14 protein-coding genes are annotated in these 15358 nt (G+C 68.8%); 6 read left to right on the plus strand and 8 right to left on the minus strand.

The window, feature by feature from the left end; translation table 11 throughout:
- Positions 1–100: 100 nt before the first annotated feature.
- The 8 genes from ACT2CW_RS03455 to rpmH form a co-directional block, all read right to left on the minus strand.
- On the minus strand, positions 101–1255 hold the full coding sequence (locus ACT2CW_RS03455; RefSeq protein WP_164434871.1) for a ParB/RepB/Spo0J family partition protein: 1155 nt from the start codon (positions 1253–1255) through the stop codon (positions 101–103).
- Positions 1252–2340, minus strand: a complete 1089-nt coding sequence (locus tag ACT2CW_RS03460) for a ParA family protein (RefSeq protein WP_078956777.1) — start codon at positions 2338–2340, stop codon at positions 1252–1254. The genes ACT2CW_RS03455 and ACT2CW_RS03460 overlap by 4 nt, the downstream gene beginning before the upstream one ends.
- 226 nt (positions 2341–2566) lie before the next feature.
- Positions 2567–3280 carry a 16S rRNA (guanine(527)-N(7))-methyltransferase RsmG gene (gene rsmG / locus ACT2CW_RS03465; RefSeq protein ID WP_138914798.1) on the minus strand — a complete coding sequence of 238 codons (714 nt, stop codon included), beginning with the start codon at positions 3278–3280 and terminating at the stop codon, positions 2567–2569.
- 111 nt (positions 3281–3391) lie between these two features.
- Positions 3392–3901 carry a Jag family protein gene (locus ACT2CW_RS03470; RefSeq protein WP_020869968.1) on the minus strand — a complete coding sequence of 170 codons (510 nt, stop codon included), beginning with the start codon at positions 3899–3901 and terminating at the stop codon, positions 3392–3394.
- A gap of 15 nt (positions 3902–3916) precedes the next feature.
- Entirely contained in the window at positions 3917–5077 is a 1161-nt protein-coding gene (gene yidC / locus ACT2CW_RS03475) for a membrane protein insertase YidC (RefSeq protein ID WP_445515443.1), read from the minus strand.
- A 3-nt stretch (positions 5078–5080) separates the two neighbouring features.
- Positions 5081–5398 carry a membrane protein insertion efficiency factor YidD gene (gene yidD, locus ACT2CW_RS03480; RefSeq protein WP_020869966.1) on the minus strand — a complete coding sequence of 106 codons (318 nt, stop codon included), beginning with the start codon at positions 5396–5398 and terminating at the stop codon, positions 5081–5083.
- The gene (gene rnpA / locus ACT2CW_RS03485) at positions 5395–5778 is read right to left on the minus strand and encodes a ribonuclease P protein component (RefSeq protein WP_164434876.1); all 384 of its coding nucleotides are present in this window, start codon (positions 5776–5778) and stop codon (positions 5395–5397) included. The genes yidD and rnpA overlap by 4 nt, the downstream gene beginning before the upstream one ends.
- 24 nt (positions 5779–5802) lie before the next feature.
- Positions 5803–5940 (minus strand): 50S ribosomal protein L34, encoded by a 138-nt coding sequence (gene rpmH, locus ACT2CW_RS03490; RefSeq protein WP_003949374.1) that lies wholly within the window; start codon positions 5938–5940, stop codon positions 5803–5805.
- Between the two features lie 437 nt (positions 5941–6377).
- Here rpmH and dnaA point away from each other — a divergent pair, with 437 nt between their 5' ends.
- The 6 genes from dnaA (at position 6378) to gyrB (ending at position 15340) form a co-directional block, all read left to right on the plus strand.
- Complete coding sequence (gene dnaA, locus ACT2CW_RS03495; RefSeq protein ID WP_138914797.1) at positions 6378–8252, plus strand: chromosomal replication initiator protein DnaA; 1875 nt, start codon at positions 6378–6380, stop codon at positions 8250–8252.
- Between the two features lie 873 nt (positions 8253–9125).
- On the plus strand, positions 9126–10256 hold the full coding sequence (gene dnaN, locus ACT2CW_RS03500; RefSeq protein WP_164434880.1) for a DNA polymerase III subunit beta: 1131 nt from the start codon (positions 9126–9128) through the stop codon (positions 10254–10256).
- 105 nt (positions 10257–10361) lie between these two features.
- Entirely contained in the window at positions 10362–11243 is an 882-nt protein-coding gene (gene gnd, locus ACT2CW_RS03505; protein WP_164434882.1) for a phosphogluconate dehydrogenase (NAD(+)-dependent, decarboxylating), read from the plus strand.
- 58 nt (positions 11244–11301) lie between these two features.
- A complete protein-coding gene (gene recF / locus ACT2CW_RS03510) occupies positions 11302–12444 on the plus strand; it encodes a DNA replication/repair protein RecF (protein WP_445515444.1) in 1143 nt (380 codons plus the stop codon).
- Positions 12441–13001, plus strand: a complete 561-nt coding sequence (locus tag ACT2CW_RS03515; RefSeq protein ID WP_182471923.1) for a DUF721 domain-containing protein — start codon at positions 12441–12443, stop codon at positions 12999–13001. Before recF ends, ACT2CW_RS03515 begins: the two co-directional genes overlap by 4 nt.
- Positions 13002–13309: 308 nt before the next feature.
- Entirely contained in the window at positions 13310–15340 is a 2031-nt protein-coding gene (gene gyrB, locus ACT2CW_RS03520; protein WP_037954576.1) for a DNA topoisomerase (ATP-hydrolyzing) subunit B, read from the plus strand.
- Positions 15341–15358: the final 18 nt, after the last annotated feature.

A 15358-nucleotide genomic window follows, 5' to 3' on the forward strand; every position in this document is an offset into this window, starting at 1 on the left:
CCCCTTTGGGGAAAACGGGTTTGTTCTGTCCCGCCCTGGGCAGCCCCCCCCCCCGCCCCGCGCTGCCCTTCCGTACGGCATGAACCGCACGGGCAGCGCCTCACTCGTCCTCGTCCTCCGCTCCGCCCTCGGAGGAGAGCGGCTGCTCCAGCACCGGCCCCTCACCGGGGGCCAGCGAGCCGAGGATCCGCTCGAGATCCTCTATTGAGGCGAACTCGACGACGATCTTTCCCTTCTTCTGCCCGAGGTCGACCTTCACCCGCGTCTCGAACCGATCGGAGAGACGTGAGGCCAGATCCGTGAGCGCGGGGGACACCCTCGCGCCCGCCCTCGGGCTCTTGGGCTTGGTCGTGCCGCCCGAGCGCGATCCCATCAGGGTGACGATCTCCTCCACCGCACGCACCGAGAGCCCCTCGGCGACGATGCGATGGGCCAGCCGGTCCTGCTCCTCCGGGTCGTCCACGGAGAGCAGCGCCCGGGCATGGCCCGCGGAGAGAACCCCGGCCGCCACCCTGCGCTGGACGGACGGGGAGAGCTTCAGCAGCCGCAGCGTATTGGAGACCTGCGGGCGCGAGCGCCCGATGCGGTCGGCCAGCTCGTCATGCGTGCAGTTGAAGTCCTTGAGCAGCTGGTCGTACGCCGCCGCCTCTTCCAGTGGGTTCAGCTGGGCCCGGTGGAGGTTCTCCAGCAGCGCATCCAGGAGGAGTTTCTCGTCATCGGTGGCCCGGACGATCGCGGGGATCTTCTCCAGACCGGCCTCACGGCAGGCCCGCCAGCGCCGCTCGCCCATGATGAGCTCGTAGCGCTCCGACGCCAACTGCCGTACGACGACGGGCTGGAGGAGACCGACCTCCTGGATCGAGGTGACCAGTTCGGCCAGCGCGTCCTCGTCGAAGACCTCACGGGGCTGCCGCGGGTTGGGGGTGATGAAGTCCAGCGGCAGCTCGGCGAAGTGAGCCCCGGCCACCTCCTCCGGCATCTCCTCCGGGGCGACGGCTGCCTCGGGCTCCTGCTCCCGCGGCGCGGGCTCGGTTTCCTGTGGAACGGTCTGCGTGGCCAGTCCGGTCACCTTGGCCGCCGCCACTCCGCGCTCCTGGGTGAGCACCGGGACCGCGGTCGGTGAGGTGGTGGCCCCGGTCGTCGTGACCGTTCCCGTTCCCGCCCCCGCCGAGGACGCGGCGTTGTCCGCCCCCTTCGGCGCGGGAGGGATCAGGGCACCGAGCCCACGGCCCAGTCCTCTGCGTCGCTCACTCACTGAATCCCCTCCTGCATGCTGCTGTGCTGGTCGTGCTGGCTGAGCTCGGGCAAGGCATGGGCGTGCTGGGCCTCGTAGTGCACGCCGACACCTCTGAGGGCGATCTCGCGGGCCGCCTCCAGATAGGAGAGCGCCCCGCTCGACCCCGGGTCATAGGTGAGGACGGTCTGCCCATAACTGGGGGCCTCGGAGATGCGCACCGATCGGGGAATGCTCGTCCGGAGCACCTCACCGCCGAAGTGACTCCGCACCTCGTCGGCGACCTGGGAGGCCAGCCGGGTGCGACCGTCGTACATGGTGAGAAGGATCGTCGAGACATGGAGCTTGGGGTTGAGATGGCCCCGCACCAGATCCACATTCCGCAGCAGCTGCCCCAGCCCCTCCAGCGCGTAGTACTCGCACTGGATCGGGATCAGCACTTCCGCGCCGGCCACCAGCGCATTGACCGTCAGCAGGCCCAGCGAGGGCGGGCAGTCGATGAGGATGTAGTCCAGCGGCTGCTCATACGCCTCGATGGCCCGCTCAAGCCGGCTCTCCCTGGCCACCAGGGAGACCAACTCGATCTCGGCACCGGCGAGATCGATCGTGGCCGGAGCACAGAAGAGTCCCTCCACATCCGGGACCGGCTGCACCACATCGGACAACGGCTTGCTGTCGACCAGCACGTCATAGATCGATGGAACCTCGGCATGGTGGTCGATCCCCAGCGCCGTCGAGGCATTGCCCTGTGGGTCGAGATCGATAACCAGCACGCGACCACCGTGCAGGGCGAGCGAGGCGGCCAGATTGACCGTGGTCGTGGTCTTCCCGACCCCGCCTTTCTGGTTGGCGACCACCATCACCCGGGTCTGCTCCGGCCGGGGCAGCCCCTCACCGGCGCGGCCCAGGGCTTCGACCGCCAGCTGAGCGGCGCGGCCGATAGGGGTGTCGTCCATCGGAGGCGGCGTTTCACGTGAAACATCCTCCCCCGGCGATTCGGTACGGGGGCCGGGGACCGGATCGGTCATCGGCCCCGCGATGTTGGCGTCGGACCGCAAGGATTCACTCTCCTCGACATCAGGCTCGCAATAAGCAGAGCCTGCCATGCTTTTGGGGTCGTGAACCAGCGAGGCCTGTTCTCCTGTGGATGAATCCACGTTGATACGGGGCCGGCGGTCGCGGGGCAAGGCCGCCGCACGACCGCGACTGATGATTCCATGCAGCAGGGAGCGACGTTTCACGTGAAACACGATGCACGGAAGGCCTCGTCAATGGGTCGCGACACTCCGGTATGTGTAGTTTTGCCAGCTTGTATGGAGCAATGCTCCTGATTCAGGGCCGACGGCGCGGCGTCCGGCGAGCCGCCTTGGCCCGCTTCGCCGCGAAGCGCACACCCCCGGGGCTCTCCCCGACCTCGACCCGCACCACCGTGGACGGCGGGTCCACCACTCCCTCGCCGACATGCAGCACCGAGGTTCCCACCACGCCCAGCTTGCCCAGCGCGGCCCGGGCCTGCTTCAGCTCCTCCTCGGCGGTGTCGCCCTTCAGCAGCAGCATCTCACCGTATGGGCGCAGCAGCGGAACTCCCCAGCCGGCCAGCCGGTCCAGCGGGGCCACCGCCCGAGCCGTCACCACATGCATCGGAGTCAGCTTGCCGAGGACCTCCTCGGCGCGGCCACGCACCACCGTCACATGCTCCAGCCCCAGCAGCTCCACCACTTCCCGCAGAAAGTTGGTCCGACGCAGAAGGGGCTCCAGCAGCGTGATCCGGAGATCGGGACGGGTCAGCGCGAGCGGGATACCCGGGAGCCCGGCGCCCGAGCCCACATCGCAGACGGTGACGCCCTCGGGCACCACTTCGGAGAGCACGGCACAGTTCAGCAGATGCCGCTCCCACAGCCGCGGCACCTCACGCGGGCCGATCAGCCCGCGGGTCACGCCCACATCGGCCAGCAGCTCGCCGTAGCGGACAGCCTCCGGGAAACGGTCACCGAATACGTCCCTTGCCTCGGGGGGTGCCGGGGGGAGCTCCGCTGCTTCCGTCACGGGGACCGTCCTTCCGTACCGAACACTCTGCTGAACGATGATGTAAGGCTGACAAGATTCGGCCCCGTCTGCGTGCAGACGGGGCCGTGTGGATCACGAGGCGGAACCGCTTCAGACCGGAAGCACGACCACGCAGCGCTGGGGCTCCTCGCCCTCGGACTCGCTGCGCAGTCCGGCGGCGGCCACCGCGTCGTGCACCACCTTCCGCTCGAAGGGCGTCATCGCCTTGAGCTTCACCGGCTGACCGGTGCCCTTCGCCTCCTCGGCCGCCTTGGTGCCCAGCTCGGTGAGCTCGGCACGCTTGCGGGCCCGGTATCCGGCGATGTCGAGCATCAGCCGGCTGCGGTCCCCGGTCTCCCGGTGCACCGCGAGGCGGGTCAGCTCCTGAAGGGCCTCCAGCACCTCGCCATCGCGGCCGACCAGCTTCTGGAGATCACGGCTGGTCGAGTCGCTGATGATCGACACCGCTGCGCGATCGGCCTCGACGTCCATGTCGATGTCGCCGTCGAGGTCCGCGATGTCCAGCAGCCCCTCGAGGTAGTCGGCCGCGATCTCCCCTTCCTGCTCAAGGCGGGTCAGGGTGTCGACACCCTCGGCTGCCGGGGTGGTGCCTTCCGTCACGGATGGACTCCTTCGTTACTTCTTGGACGGGTGCTTGGGGCGCTGCTGGCCCTTGCGCTGGCCGGACTTCGAGCCACGGGAGGAGCCGGAAGCCGAGCCGCCGCCGGCCGGCTTGCCGCCCTGCGCGCCCTTCTTCTGCGCCGAGCCCTGCTTCTGCGCCGGGCCCTGCTTCTCGGCGGGCTTGTCCACCGTGGACTTCTCCAAGGAGGCCGAGGAGGCCGGCTGCGAGCTGGCCCGGCTGTGGCCGGTCGTGGAGCGCTGCGCCTTGGTCTGGCGCTTGGGCTGCTGACGGTTGGCACGCGCCGTCTCGGCCGCCTCCTTCGCGGCGACCTCGGCCGGCTCCTCCTTCAGCTTGCCGCTGGCCCGCAGCCGCTCCTGGCGGGCCTTGAAGGCCACACTGCCCGGGGTCGGGTTCCGGCGGATGACGAACATCTGCTGGCCCATGGTCCAGACGTTGGTGGTCAGCCAGTAGACGAGGACACCGACGGGGAAGTTGATGCCGAAGACGGCGAACATGATCGGGAAGACGTACATCAGCATCTTCTGCTGCTGCATGAACGGCGTCTTCACCGTGAGGTCGACGTTCTTGGTCATCAGCTGGCGCTGGGTGAAGAACTGCGAGGCCGACATCAGGACGATCATGGTGATCGTCACGATGCGGACGTCGGTCAGCGAGGCGCCGAGGGATTCGACCTTCGAGGCCGAGTCCATGAACTTCACCGACAGCGGAGCGCCGAAGATGTGGGCGTTACGGGCGCTGTCCAGCAGCGACTGGTCGATGACACCGACCGTCCTGTTGTTCGCGATGTGGTTGAGCACCTGGTACAGCGAGATGAAGAACGGCGACTGCGCGAGGATCGGCAGACAGCTCGAGAGCGGGTTGGTACCCGTCTCCTTGTAGAGCTTCATCATCTCTTCGGACTGGCGCTGCTTGTCGCTCTTGTAGCGCTCCTGGATCGCCTTCATCCTGGGCTGGAGCGCCTGCATGTTCCGCGTCGACTTGATCTGCTTCACGAACAGCGGGATCAGGCAGATCCGGATCAGCACCACCAGCGAAACGATGGACAGACCCCACGCCCAGCCACTGTCCCGATCGAAGATCAAGCTGTAGAACGAGTGGAACTGGACGATGATCCAGGAAACTACGTCATAAAGAGGACCGAGGATCGTGTCCACGAATCAGGCTCCTTGGGCTTTGGGCTGGGTCTCGGGCTGTGCGGCAGGCTCCACAGCCGGATGCCCGCCGAGGCGGTTCCGCAGCCGCTGGTGCCACACCGGACGCTTCCGGGGCGGGACGTGGTCGACGCCACCGAGTGACCATGGGTTGCAGCGCAGGATGCGCCAGGCCGTCAGCGCCGTTCCTTTTACCGCGCCGTGCCGGTTGATGGCCGTATAGCCATAGTGCGAGCACGACGGGTAGTACTTGCAGACCGGTCCCAGCATCGGGCTGATGGTCCACTGGTACAGCTTGATCAACCACAGCAGCGGGTACTTCATCGCGGCACCCCTCCCAGTAGCCGCTGCACTGCCGTGTCGAGATCGCGGGCCAGCTGGTCGTAACCCGCCTCACCCGCGCCGGGCAGCGCCCGTACGACCACAAGGCTACCTGCGGGAAATCGGTCGATGCGGTCCCGCATCAGATGGCGCAGTCTCCGCTTCACCAGATTGCGGACGACGGCTCCGCCGATCGCCTTGCTTACGACGAAACCCGCACGCGCCGGAGGAGCACTCTCCCCGGATGCGTGCGGGTCCGTATCACCGCTGGTGAGGCCGGTACGAAGATGCACGACAAGGAGCGGGCGCCCGGCCCTGCGTCCTCGGCGTACCGCGGCCGCGAAGTCCTCGCGCCGCCTCAGCCGATGTTCGGTAGGCAGCACGTCATGGACCTTGGGTCAGGCTGCTCAGGCCGACAGGCGGGCGCGACCCTTGCCACGGCGGGACGCGAGGATCGCGCGGCCGGCACGGGTGCGCATCCGCAGCCGGAAGCCGTGGGTCTTCGCGCGACGACGGTTGTTCGGCTGGAAGGTGCGCTTGCTCACTCGGGGGCTCCAGAAATGAATCGGATGGTGGAGGTCTATCGCTTGGCTGTCACCGTGCGCCCACGAGTAGCTCGCAATACGCCCGAGTGCACCGCTTCACGACCACGGGTCATCAACCCGTGAATCCTTGCCCATCGGAGGCAGGCGGCAGCAGCCATCGACAACTCGACCTGGTTACGGTACGCGCGGTTACGCCATCCGGTCAAACCGGTGGCCGACACCCAGACAGCGCGCTGTCCACCCCGAGCCTAGGGGCAAGGGAACGCCCGGCGACATCGCATGGCACATTTGTACACACCCTGTGGACAACGACTTGAACCGCGTACCCCGGCCTGACTACCGTGGCTGGGCTCCGATTCCTTCACGCCCGTCCCGAGAACCACGCATTCGTGGGACCTGTCGGCGTCCCCCACCCAGCGAGTGAGAGAGCGTGCCCTGTGGCTGACGTACCCGCCGATCTTGCCGCAGTGTGGCCACGAGTGCTCGAGCGGCTGCTGGGAGAGGGCTCCGGGCAAGGCGGACAAGGCGTCGAGGCCAAGGACGAGCACTGGATCAAGCGGTGCCAGCCCCTTGCGCTGGTCGCCGACACCGCACTGCTCGCCGTCCCCAATGAATTCGCCAAGGGCGTGCTGGAGGGCCGGCTGGCCCCCGTCGTCAGCGAGACGCTGAGCCGGGAGTGCGGCCGCCCGATCCGGATCGCGATCACCGTGGACGAGTCCGCCGGCGAACCGATCGTCCCCCCGCAGCCCCAGCGCGAGCAGCGCGAGTCCTACGAGAGCTACGACGGCCGGGACGGCTATGGCCGCCAGGCGCCGGACGATCTTCCGTCGGCCCGCCCCGCGTACCCCGGGTATCAGCAGTCGCGCCCCGAGCCGGGCGCCTGGCCGCGCGGCCGTGACGACTACGGCTGGCAGCAGCCCCGGCTCGGCGGCTTTCCCGAGAGCGACCCGTACGCCTCCCAGCGCGCCCCCTCCGGTTACGACCAGCAGCCCGGTTACGACCAGCAGCCCGGCTATGACCAGCAGCCGTACGAGCAGCCGCGCGGCGACTACCGCGGTCCGGGTGCCGAGCGCCCCGGGCCGGGCCACGGCCCCGGCGGCGGTCCCGGTGGCATCCCCGGCCCCGGGGCGAGCCCCGAGCGCCCGCCGTACGAGCAGCGCCACGATCTGCCCGACCCGCTCGAGCGCGCCCGCGGCGGCCCGCCCGTGCTGCCCTCGCAGACCGGCGCCCCCGGCCCGCTCGCCGCCCAGCCCGCGCCCGCGTCCGGCCCCGGTGAGCCGACCGCGCGGCTGAACCCCAAGTACCTCTTCGACACCTTCGTCATCGGGGCGTCCAACCGCTTCGCGCACGCCGCCGCGGTCGCCGTCGCCGAGGCCCCGGCCAAGGCGTACAACCCGCTGTTCATCTACGGCGAGTCCGGACTCGGCAAGACCCACCTGCTGCATGCCATCGGGCACTACGCGCGCAGCCTCTACCCCGGCACCCGGGTGCGCTATGTGAGCTCGGAGGAGTTCACCAACGAGTTCATCAACTCCATCCGCGACGGCAAGGCGGACGCGTTCCGCAAGCGCTACCGCGACATGGACATCCTGCTGGTCGACGACATCCAGTTCCTGGCGAGCAAGGAGTCGACGCAGGAGGAGTTCTTCCACACCTTCAATACGCTCCACAACGCCAACAAACAGATCGTGCTCTCCTCCGACCGGCCGCCCAAGCAGCTGGTCACCCTGGAGGACCGGCTCCGCAACCGCTTCGAGTGGGGCCTGATCACCGATGTGCAGCCGCCGGAGCTGGAGACCCGCATCGCGATCCTCCGCAAGAAGGCGGTGCAGGAGCAGCTGAACGCGCCGCCGGAGGTGCTGGAGTTCATCGCCTCGCGGATCTCCCGCAACATCCGTGAGCTGGAGGGCGCGCTGATCAGAGTGACGGCCTTCGCGAGCCTGAACCGGCAGCCGGTGGATCTCGGGCTCACCGAGATCGTGCTGAAGGATCTGATCCCCGGCGGCGAGGACGCGGCCCCGGAGATCACCGCCACCGCGATCATGGCCGCGACCGCCGACTACTTCGGGCACACGGTCGACGATCTGTGCGGCGCCTCCCGCAGCAGGGTGCTGGTCACCGCGCGGCAGATCGCGATGTACCTCTGCCGGGAGCTGACCGATCTCTCGCTGCCCAAGATCGGCGCGCAGTTCGGCGGCCGCGACCATACGACGGTGATGCACGCCGACCGCAAGATCAGGGCGCTGATGGCCGAGCGGCGCTCTATCTACAACCAGGTGACCGAGCTGACCAACCGCATCAAGAACGGCTGAGAGGGGCCCTCAGGGCCACCGCGAACCGCTGAAGGGCGCTCCGGGACGGACATCTCCCGGGGCGCCCTTCGTCGTCCCCTCCCGTCACATCGCCTCGTCGCATCGCCGTCCCTCGTCGTTCACCGCTACGAAGCTGTTCGATTCCCTGCCCGGCCGACCCGGTTCTCCACAGATCCACAGCTCATCCACCGTCCACACCCTGGGGACATGGGAGTTGTCCCGATCGCGTCCACAGGGCGTCCGGTGGAAAGGGGATCCCCCGAGGTCAGCCGGTTGTGGAATTGTGGCTAACGGGAGTCCACAGACTGTGGACGATCGAGCTGCCCACAGGCCGCGCGTCAGCTTGTCCACCGGCAACCCACAGCCGAAGGCCCGTTGCCCACAGCTTCTCCACACCGCTGTCCACTGTTCGGCAACGAAACGGCCACGGTCACCAGGCCGAGTGAAAGGCGTCACACCGAAGCGGCGGGTTGGGCTGTGGGGAAGGTGGGTAAAACTGGGGACGGCGCTGGGGAGAACCGGGCGATGTCTGTGTATCGCATGTGCAGAACTCTTCGGCGTCCACAGAAAGCCCTGGTTGTCCACCGCCTCCACCCACAGGCCCGGTGGACAAAAAACCGCCTCTGACCAGGGCCAATCGAGTTTTCCACGGTTTCCACAGGGCCTACTACTACGACCACATAGAGATAGCGAGGAAATCGCTTCGAAGTGGGGCCTGTGCACAACCTCGGGCCGAGCCGCCCGACACCCCGCGCACCGACTTGACCCCGAGCCGCACCGAGTGTCGGCGGCGTGCGTCAGACTGGTCTCCGGCAACACAGCCGACGACGAAGGCCAGCAGGGCGAGCCAGCAACAGCAGGAGGCGGCTTACGGTGAAGATCCGGGTGGAGCGCGATGTACTCGCGGAGGCAGTGGCCTGGACGGCCCGCAGCCTCCCGGCCCGACCGCCGGTGCCCGTCCTCGCGGGGATCCTGATGAAGGCGGAGGAAGGCGCGCTGAGCCTCTCCGGCTTCGACTACGAGGTCTCGGCCCGCGTCTCGGTGGAGGCCGACATCGAGGACGACGGCACCGTCCTCGTCTCCGGCCGCCTCCTCGCCGACATCTGCCGGGCCCTTCCCAACCGCCCTGTGGAGATCTCCAGCGACGGCGTGCGGGTGACCGTGGTCTGCGGCTCTTCGCGATTCACACTCCACACCCTGCCTGTGGAGGAGTACCCGGCACTGCCGCAGATGCCGACCGCGACCGGCACCGTCCCCGGTGAGATCTTCGCCTCCGCCGCGGCCCAGGTCGCCATCGCCGCCGGCCGTGACGACACCCTGCCGGTGCTCACGGGTGTGCGGATCGAGATCGAGGGCGACACCGTCACGCTGGCCTCCACCGACCGCTACCGCTTCGCGGTCCGCGAGTTCCTGTGGAAGCCCGAGACCCCCGACATCTCCGCCGTCGCGCTGGTGCCCGCCAAGACGCTTCTCGACACCGCCAAGTCGCTGACCAGCGGTGACACCGTCGCGCTCGCGCTCTCCGGCTCGGGTGCCGGCGAGGGCCTGATCGGCTTCGAGGGCGCCGGGCGCCGTACCACCACCCGGCTGCTCGAGGGCGACCTGCCGAAGTACCGCACGCTCTTCCCCACCGAGTTCAACTCGGTCGCGGTGATCGAGACCGCCCCGTTCGTCGAGGCCGTCAAGCGTGTGGCCCTGGTCGCCGAGCGCAACACCCCGGTGCGGCTCAGCTTCGAGCAGGGCGTGCTGATCCTGGAGGCCGGATCCAGCGACGACGCACAGGCTGTGGAAAGGGTCGACGCCCAGCTCGACGGCGACGACATCTCGATCGCCTTCAACCCGACCTTCCTGCTGGACGGGCTCAGCGCGATCGACTCGCCGGTCGCCCAGCTGTCCTTCACCACCTCGACCAAGCCCGCCCTGCTGAGTGGCAAGCCCGCCATGGACGCCGAGGCGGACGAGGCGTACAAGTACCTGATCATGCCGGTCCGACTGAGTGGCTGAAAGCCGAGCGAATGAGCAGGTGTAGCCCACATCTGTGCGGCTACCCGGCGGCGTAGGCTCGGATTCACCGCGAAACGCAACGGACTACGGCACAAAGGATCACTGATGGAGCTCGGTCTCATCGGCCTCGGCAAGATGGGCGGCAACATGCGCGAGCGCATCCGCCGCGCAGGCCACACCGTCATCGGATACGACCGCAACCCGGACGTCGCCGATGTTCACAGCATCGATGAGCTCGTCAACAGCCTCAAGGGCCCGCGAGTGGTGTGGGTCATGGTCCCGGCGGGCGTTCCCACCCAGATCACCATCGATGAGCTGGCCGAGCTGCTGTCGCCCGGCGACGTCGTCGTGGACGGCGGGAACTCCCGCTGGACCGACGACGAGAAGCACGCCGAGCAGCTCAACGCCAAGGGCATAGGCTTCGTCGACTGCGGTGTCTCCGGCGGTGTCTGGGGTCTGGAGAACGGCTACGCGCTGATGTACGGCGGCGCCGCCGACCATGTGGCCCAGGTCCAGCCGATCTTCGACGCGCTCAAGCCCGAGGGCGAGGTCGGCGCCGTCCACGCCGGCAAGGTCGGCGCGGGCCACTTCGCCAAGATGGTCCACAACGGCATCGAGTACGCGATGATGCAGGCGTACGCCGAGGGCTGGGAGCTGCTGGAGAAGGTGGACTCGGTCACCGACGTCCGCGAGGTCTTCCGCTCCTGGCAGGAGGGCACGGTCATCCGCTCCTGGCTGCTGGACCTGGCGGTCCGCGCCCTGGACGAGGACGAGCACCTGGGCAAGCTGCGGGGCTACGCGGAGGACTCCGGTGAGGGCCGCTGGACCGTGGAGGCCGCGATCGACAACGCCGTGCCGCTGCCTGCGATCACCGCGTCGCTCTTCGCCCGGTTCGCCTCCCGCCAGGAGGACTCGCCGCAGATGAAGATGGTCGCGGCGCTGCGCAATCAGTTCGGTGGCCACGCGGTCGAGAGCAACGAGAAGTAACCACCCCCTCGGGGTCGGAAGCAAGCAGTACTGCCGGGGGAGGTCGGCGCAGCCCACCATGCACGTCACGCATCTCTCGCTCGCCGACTTCCGCTCGTACGTCCGGGCCGAGGTGGCGCTCGACCCGGGCGTCACGGCCTTCGTCGGGCCCAACGGCCAGGGCAAGACCAATCTCGTCGAGGCCGTCGGCTATCTCGCCACCCTCGGCAGCCACCGGGTCTCCTCCGACGCCCCGCTGGTGCGCATGGGCGCGGAGCGGGCCGTGGTCCGGGCCGCGGTCGTCCAGGGGGACCGGCAGCAGCTGATCGAGCTCGAGCTCAACCCGGGCAAGGCCAACCGCGCCCGTATCAATCGATCGTCGCAGGTCAGGCCGCGTGATGTGCTGGGGATCCTGCGGTCGGTGCTGTTCGCGCCCGAGGATCTGGCCCTGGTCAAGGGCGATCCGGGCGAGCGCCGCCGGTTCATGGACGAGCTGATCACCGCGCGGGCGCCCCGGATGGCGGGGGTCCGCTCCGACTACGACCGGGTGCTGAAGCAGCGCAACACCCTGCTGAAGACCGCCGCCCTGGCCCGGCGCCACGGTTCGCGCGGCGGGGGCGGCGACACGGCGCTGTCCACCCTCGACGTCTGGGACCAGCATCTGGCCCGGGCCGGTGCCGAGTTGCTCGCCCAGCGGCTCGATCTGGTCTCCGTGCTCCAGCCGCTCGCCGACAAGGCGTACGAGCAGCTCGCCCCCGGCGGCGGCCCGGTGCTGCTGGAGTACCGCGGCTCGGCCGGTGAGGGGCTGGCCGACGCGGGCAGCCGCGAGGAGCTGTACGAGCTGCTGATGGCCGCCCTCACCGAGGCTCGTAAGCAGGAGATCGAGCGCGGGGTCACGCTGGTGGGCCCGCACCGCGACGACCTGGTGCTCAAGCTGGGCCGGCTCCCGGCGAAGGGCTACGCCAGCCATGGCGAGTCCTGGTCGTACGCCCTCGCCCTGCGGCTGGCCTCCTACGATCTGCTGCGCACCGAGGCGGGCGAGCCGGTGCTGGTGCTCGACGACGTCTTCGCGGAGCTGGACGAGCGGCGCCGGGAGCGGCTGGCCGAACTGGTCGCTCCCGGGGAGCAGGTGCTGGTGACCGCGGCGGTGGAGGACGACGTCCCACATGTGCTGGCCGGTACGCGCTTCGCGGTGTCCGAGGGCGAGGTGCGGCGCGTATGACGGACGGGATGGACCAGCCCGCGCGGCCCTCGGCGGCGTCCGGGGCCTCGCCGGTGCCCGAGCCCTCGGGGGTCGATCTCGCGCGGGTGGCGCTGCGCGCCGCCAAGGAGCAGGCGCGCGCCCGGGGAGCCGCGGCCCAGCAGAAGAAGCAGGCGCGCAGAGGGGGCCTGCGCTCCGGCGCGCGCGCCGATGGCCGCGATCCGCTTCCACTCGGTGCGGCGATCAACCGGCTGATCACCGAGCGTGGCTGGGAGGCCCCGGCCGCGGTCGGCGGGGTGATGGGCCGCTGGCCCCAGATGGTGGGCCCCGAGGTGGCCCAGCACTGCGAGCCCCAGCGCTATGACGAGGACGCCCGGGTGCTCACGGTGCGCTGTGACTCCACGGCGTGGGCGACCCAGCTGCGGCTGCTCGCGCCCCAGCTCGTGGCGCGGCTCAACGCCGATCTGGGCCAGGGCACGGTGAAGCTGATCAAGGTTCTGGGCCCCGGCGGCCCGCCCCGGCGCTATGGCTCGCTGCGCTCCCCGGGCTCCACGGGCCCGGGGGACACCTACGGCTGACCGGCGCTTTGAGCCCTGGTGTTAACCGGGGGTAACAGGGTGACTGCTGAGACCCCGGTCACGGTAGCCGGTGGTTGACAGTCCGAAGCGCTGGGTGGCGGTGTGAGCCTCTTGGAGCCCGTCCCCGCATATGGGGAGTCGGTGGCGGCCGGTTCAGGGCGGCACATGCGGACTCAGGCGGCAGCAAGCCCCCATTCTTGTCGGCGCTACCGGTAGACTGGGGCCGTACACCGTCGCCGCTGGCGCACCGAGCGCTTGCGGACACATGTTGAACGACGCAGCCGCTCCCGCCTGCCCGGAGATGGCTTGTGCTGTGCCAGAAAGGGCGCTTCGTGGCCGATTCCGGCAACCCCATCGAAAACATCCCGTCCACGCCCGACGGCGAGGCCCTGGCTCCGCCGTCGTACGACGCCAGTGCGATCACCGTACTGGAGGGGCTGGAGGCGGTCCGCAAGCGACCCGGTATGTACATCGGTTCCACCGGTGAGCGCGGCCTGCACCACCTCGTCCAGGAGGTCGTCGACAACTCCGTCGACGAGGCCATGGCCGGTCACGCGGACACCATCGAGGTCACGATCCTCGCCGACGGCGGCGTCCGCGTCGTGGACAACGGCCGCGGCATCCCCGTGGGCATCGTCCCCTCGGAGGGGAAGCCGGCCGTGGAGGTCGTGCTGACCGTGCTGCACGCGGGCGGCAAGTTCGGCGGCGGCGGCTACGCCGTCTCCGGCGGTCTGCACGGCGTCGGCGTCTCCGTCGTCAACGCCCTGTCGTCGAAGGTGTCGGTCGAGGTCAAGACGGACGGTTACCGCTGGACCCAGGATTACAAGACGGGAGCGCCGACCGCGCCCCTGGCTCGGAACGAGGCCACGGAGGAGACCGGCACCACGGTCACCTTCTGGGCGGACCCGGACGTCTTCGAGACCACCGAGTACTCCTTCGAGACGCTGGCCCGGCGCTTCCAGGAGATGGCGTTCCTGAACAAGGGCCTGTCGATCTCGCTGACGGACGAGCGCGCGGCCCATGTGGACGAGGAGGGCAAGCCGCTCTCCGTGAAGTACCACTACGAGGGCGGCATCGTCGACTTCGTCACCTACCTCAACTCCCGCAAGGGCGAGCTGGTCCACCCCACGGTGATCGGCTTCGAGGCCGAGGACAAGGAGCGGATGCTCTCCCTCGAGATCGCGATGCAGTGGAACGCGCAGTACACCGAGGGTGTCTACAGCTTCGCGAACACCATCCACACCCATGAGGGCGGCACCCACGAGGAGGGCTTCCGCGCCGCGCTGACGTACCTGATCAACAAGTACGCGCGCGACAAGAAGCTGCTCCGGGAGCGCGACGACAACCTCACCGGTGAGGACATCCGCGAGGGCCTGACCGCGATCATCTCGGTCAAGCTGGGCGAGCCCCAGTTCGAGGGCCAGACCAAGACCAAGCTGGGCAACACGGAGGCCAAGACCTTCGTCCAGAAGATCGTCAATGAGCATCTCGCCGACTGGCTGGACCGCAACCCCAACGAGGCGGCGGACATCGTCCGCAAGGGCATCCAGGCGGCCACGGCCCGCGTCGCGGCCCGTAAGGCGCGCGATCTGACCCGTCGCAAGGGGCTGCTGGAGACCGCTTCGCTGCCGGGCAAGCTGAGCGACTGCCAGTCCAACGACCCGTCGAAGTGCGAGATCTTCATCGTCGAGGGTGACTCCGCCGGCGGCTCGGCCAAGTCCGGCCGCAACCCGCAGTACCAGGCGATCCTCCCGATCCGAGGCAAGATCCTCAACGTCGAGAAGGCCCGGGTCGACAAGATCCTCCAGAACAACGAGGTCCAGGCGCTGATCTCCGCCTTCGGCACCGGGGTGCACGAGGACTTCGACATCGCCAAGCTCCGCTATCACAAGATCATCCTGATGGCGGACGCCGATGTCGACGGTCAGCACATCAACACCCTGCTGCTGACCTTCCTCTTCCGTTTTATGCGCCCGCTGGTCGAGGCGGGGCATGTCTTCCTGTCCCGTCCGCCCCTCTACAAGATCAAGTGGGGCCGGGACGAGGTCGAGTACGCGTACTCGGACCGGGAGCGGGACGCGCTGATCCAGGCCGGCCGTGAGCAGGGCAAGCGCATCAGGGACGACTCGGTCCAGCGCTTCAAGGGTCTGGGCGAGATGAACGCCGAAGAGCTGCGGGTGACCACGATGGACCAGGACCACCGCGTCCTGGGCCAGGTCACGCTGGACGACGCGGCCCAGGCCGACGACCTGTTCTCCGTCCTCATGGGTGAGGACGTCGAGGCACGGCGCTCGTTCATCCAGCGCAACGCCAAGGATGTCCGCTTCCTCGACATCTGAGTCGGCCCCCAGCCGCAG

Source organism: Streptomyces sp. NEAU-174 (genome assembly GCF_052665095.1).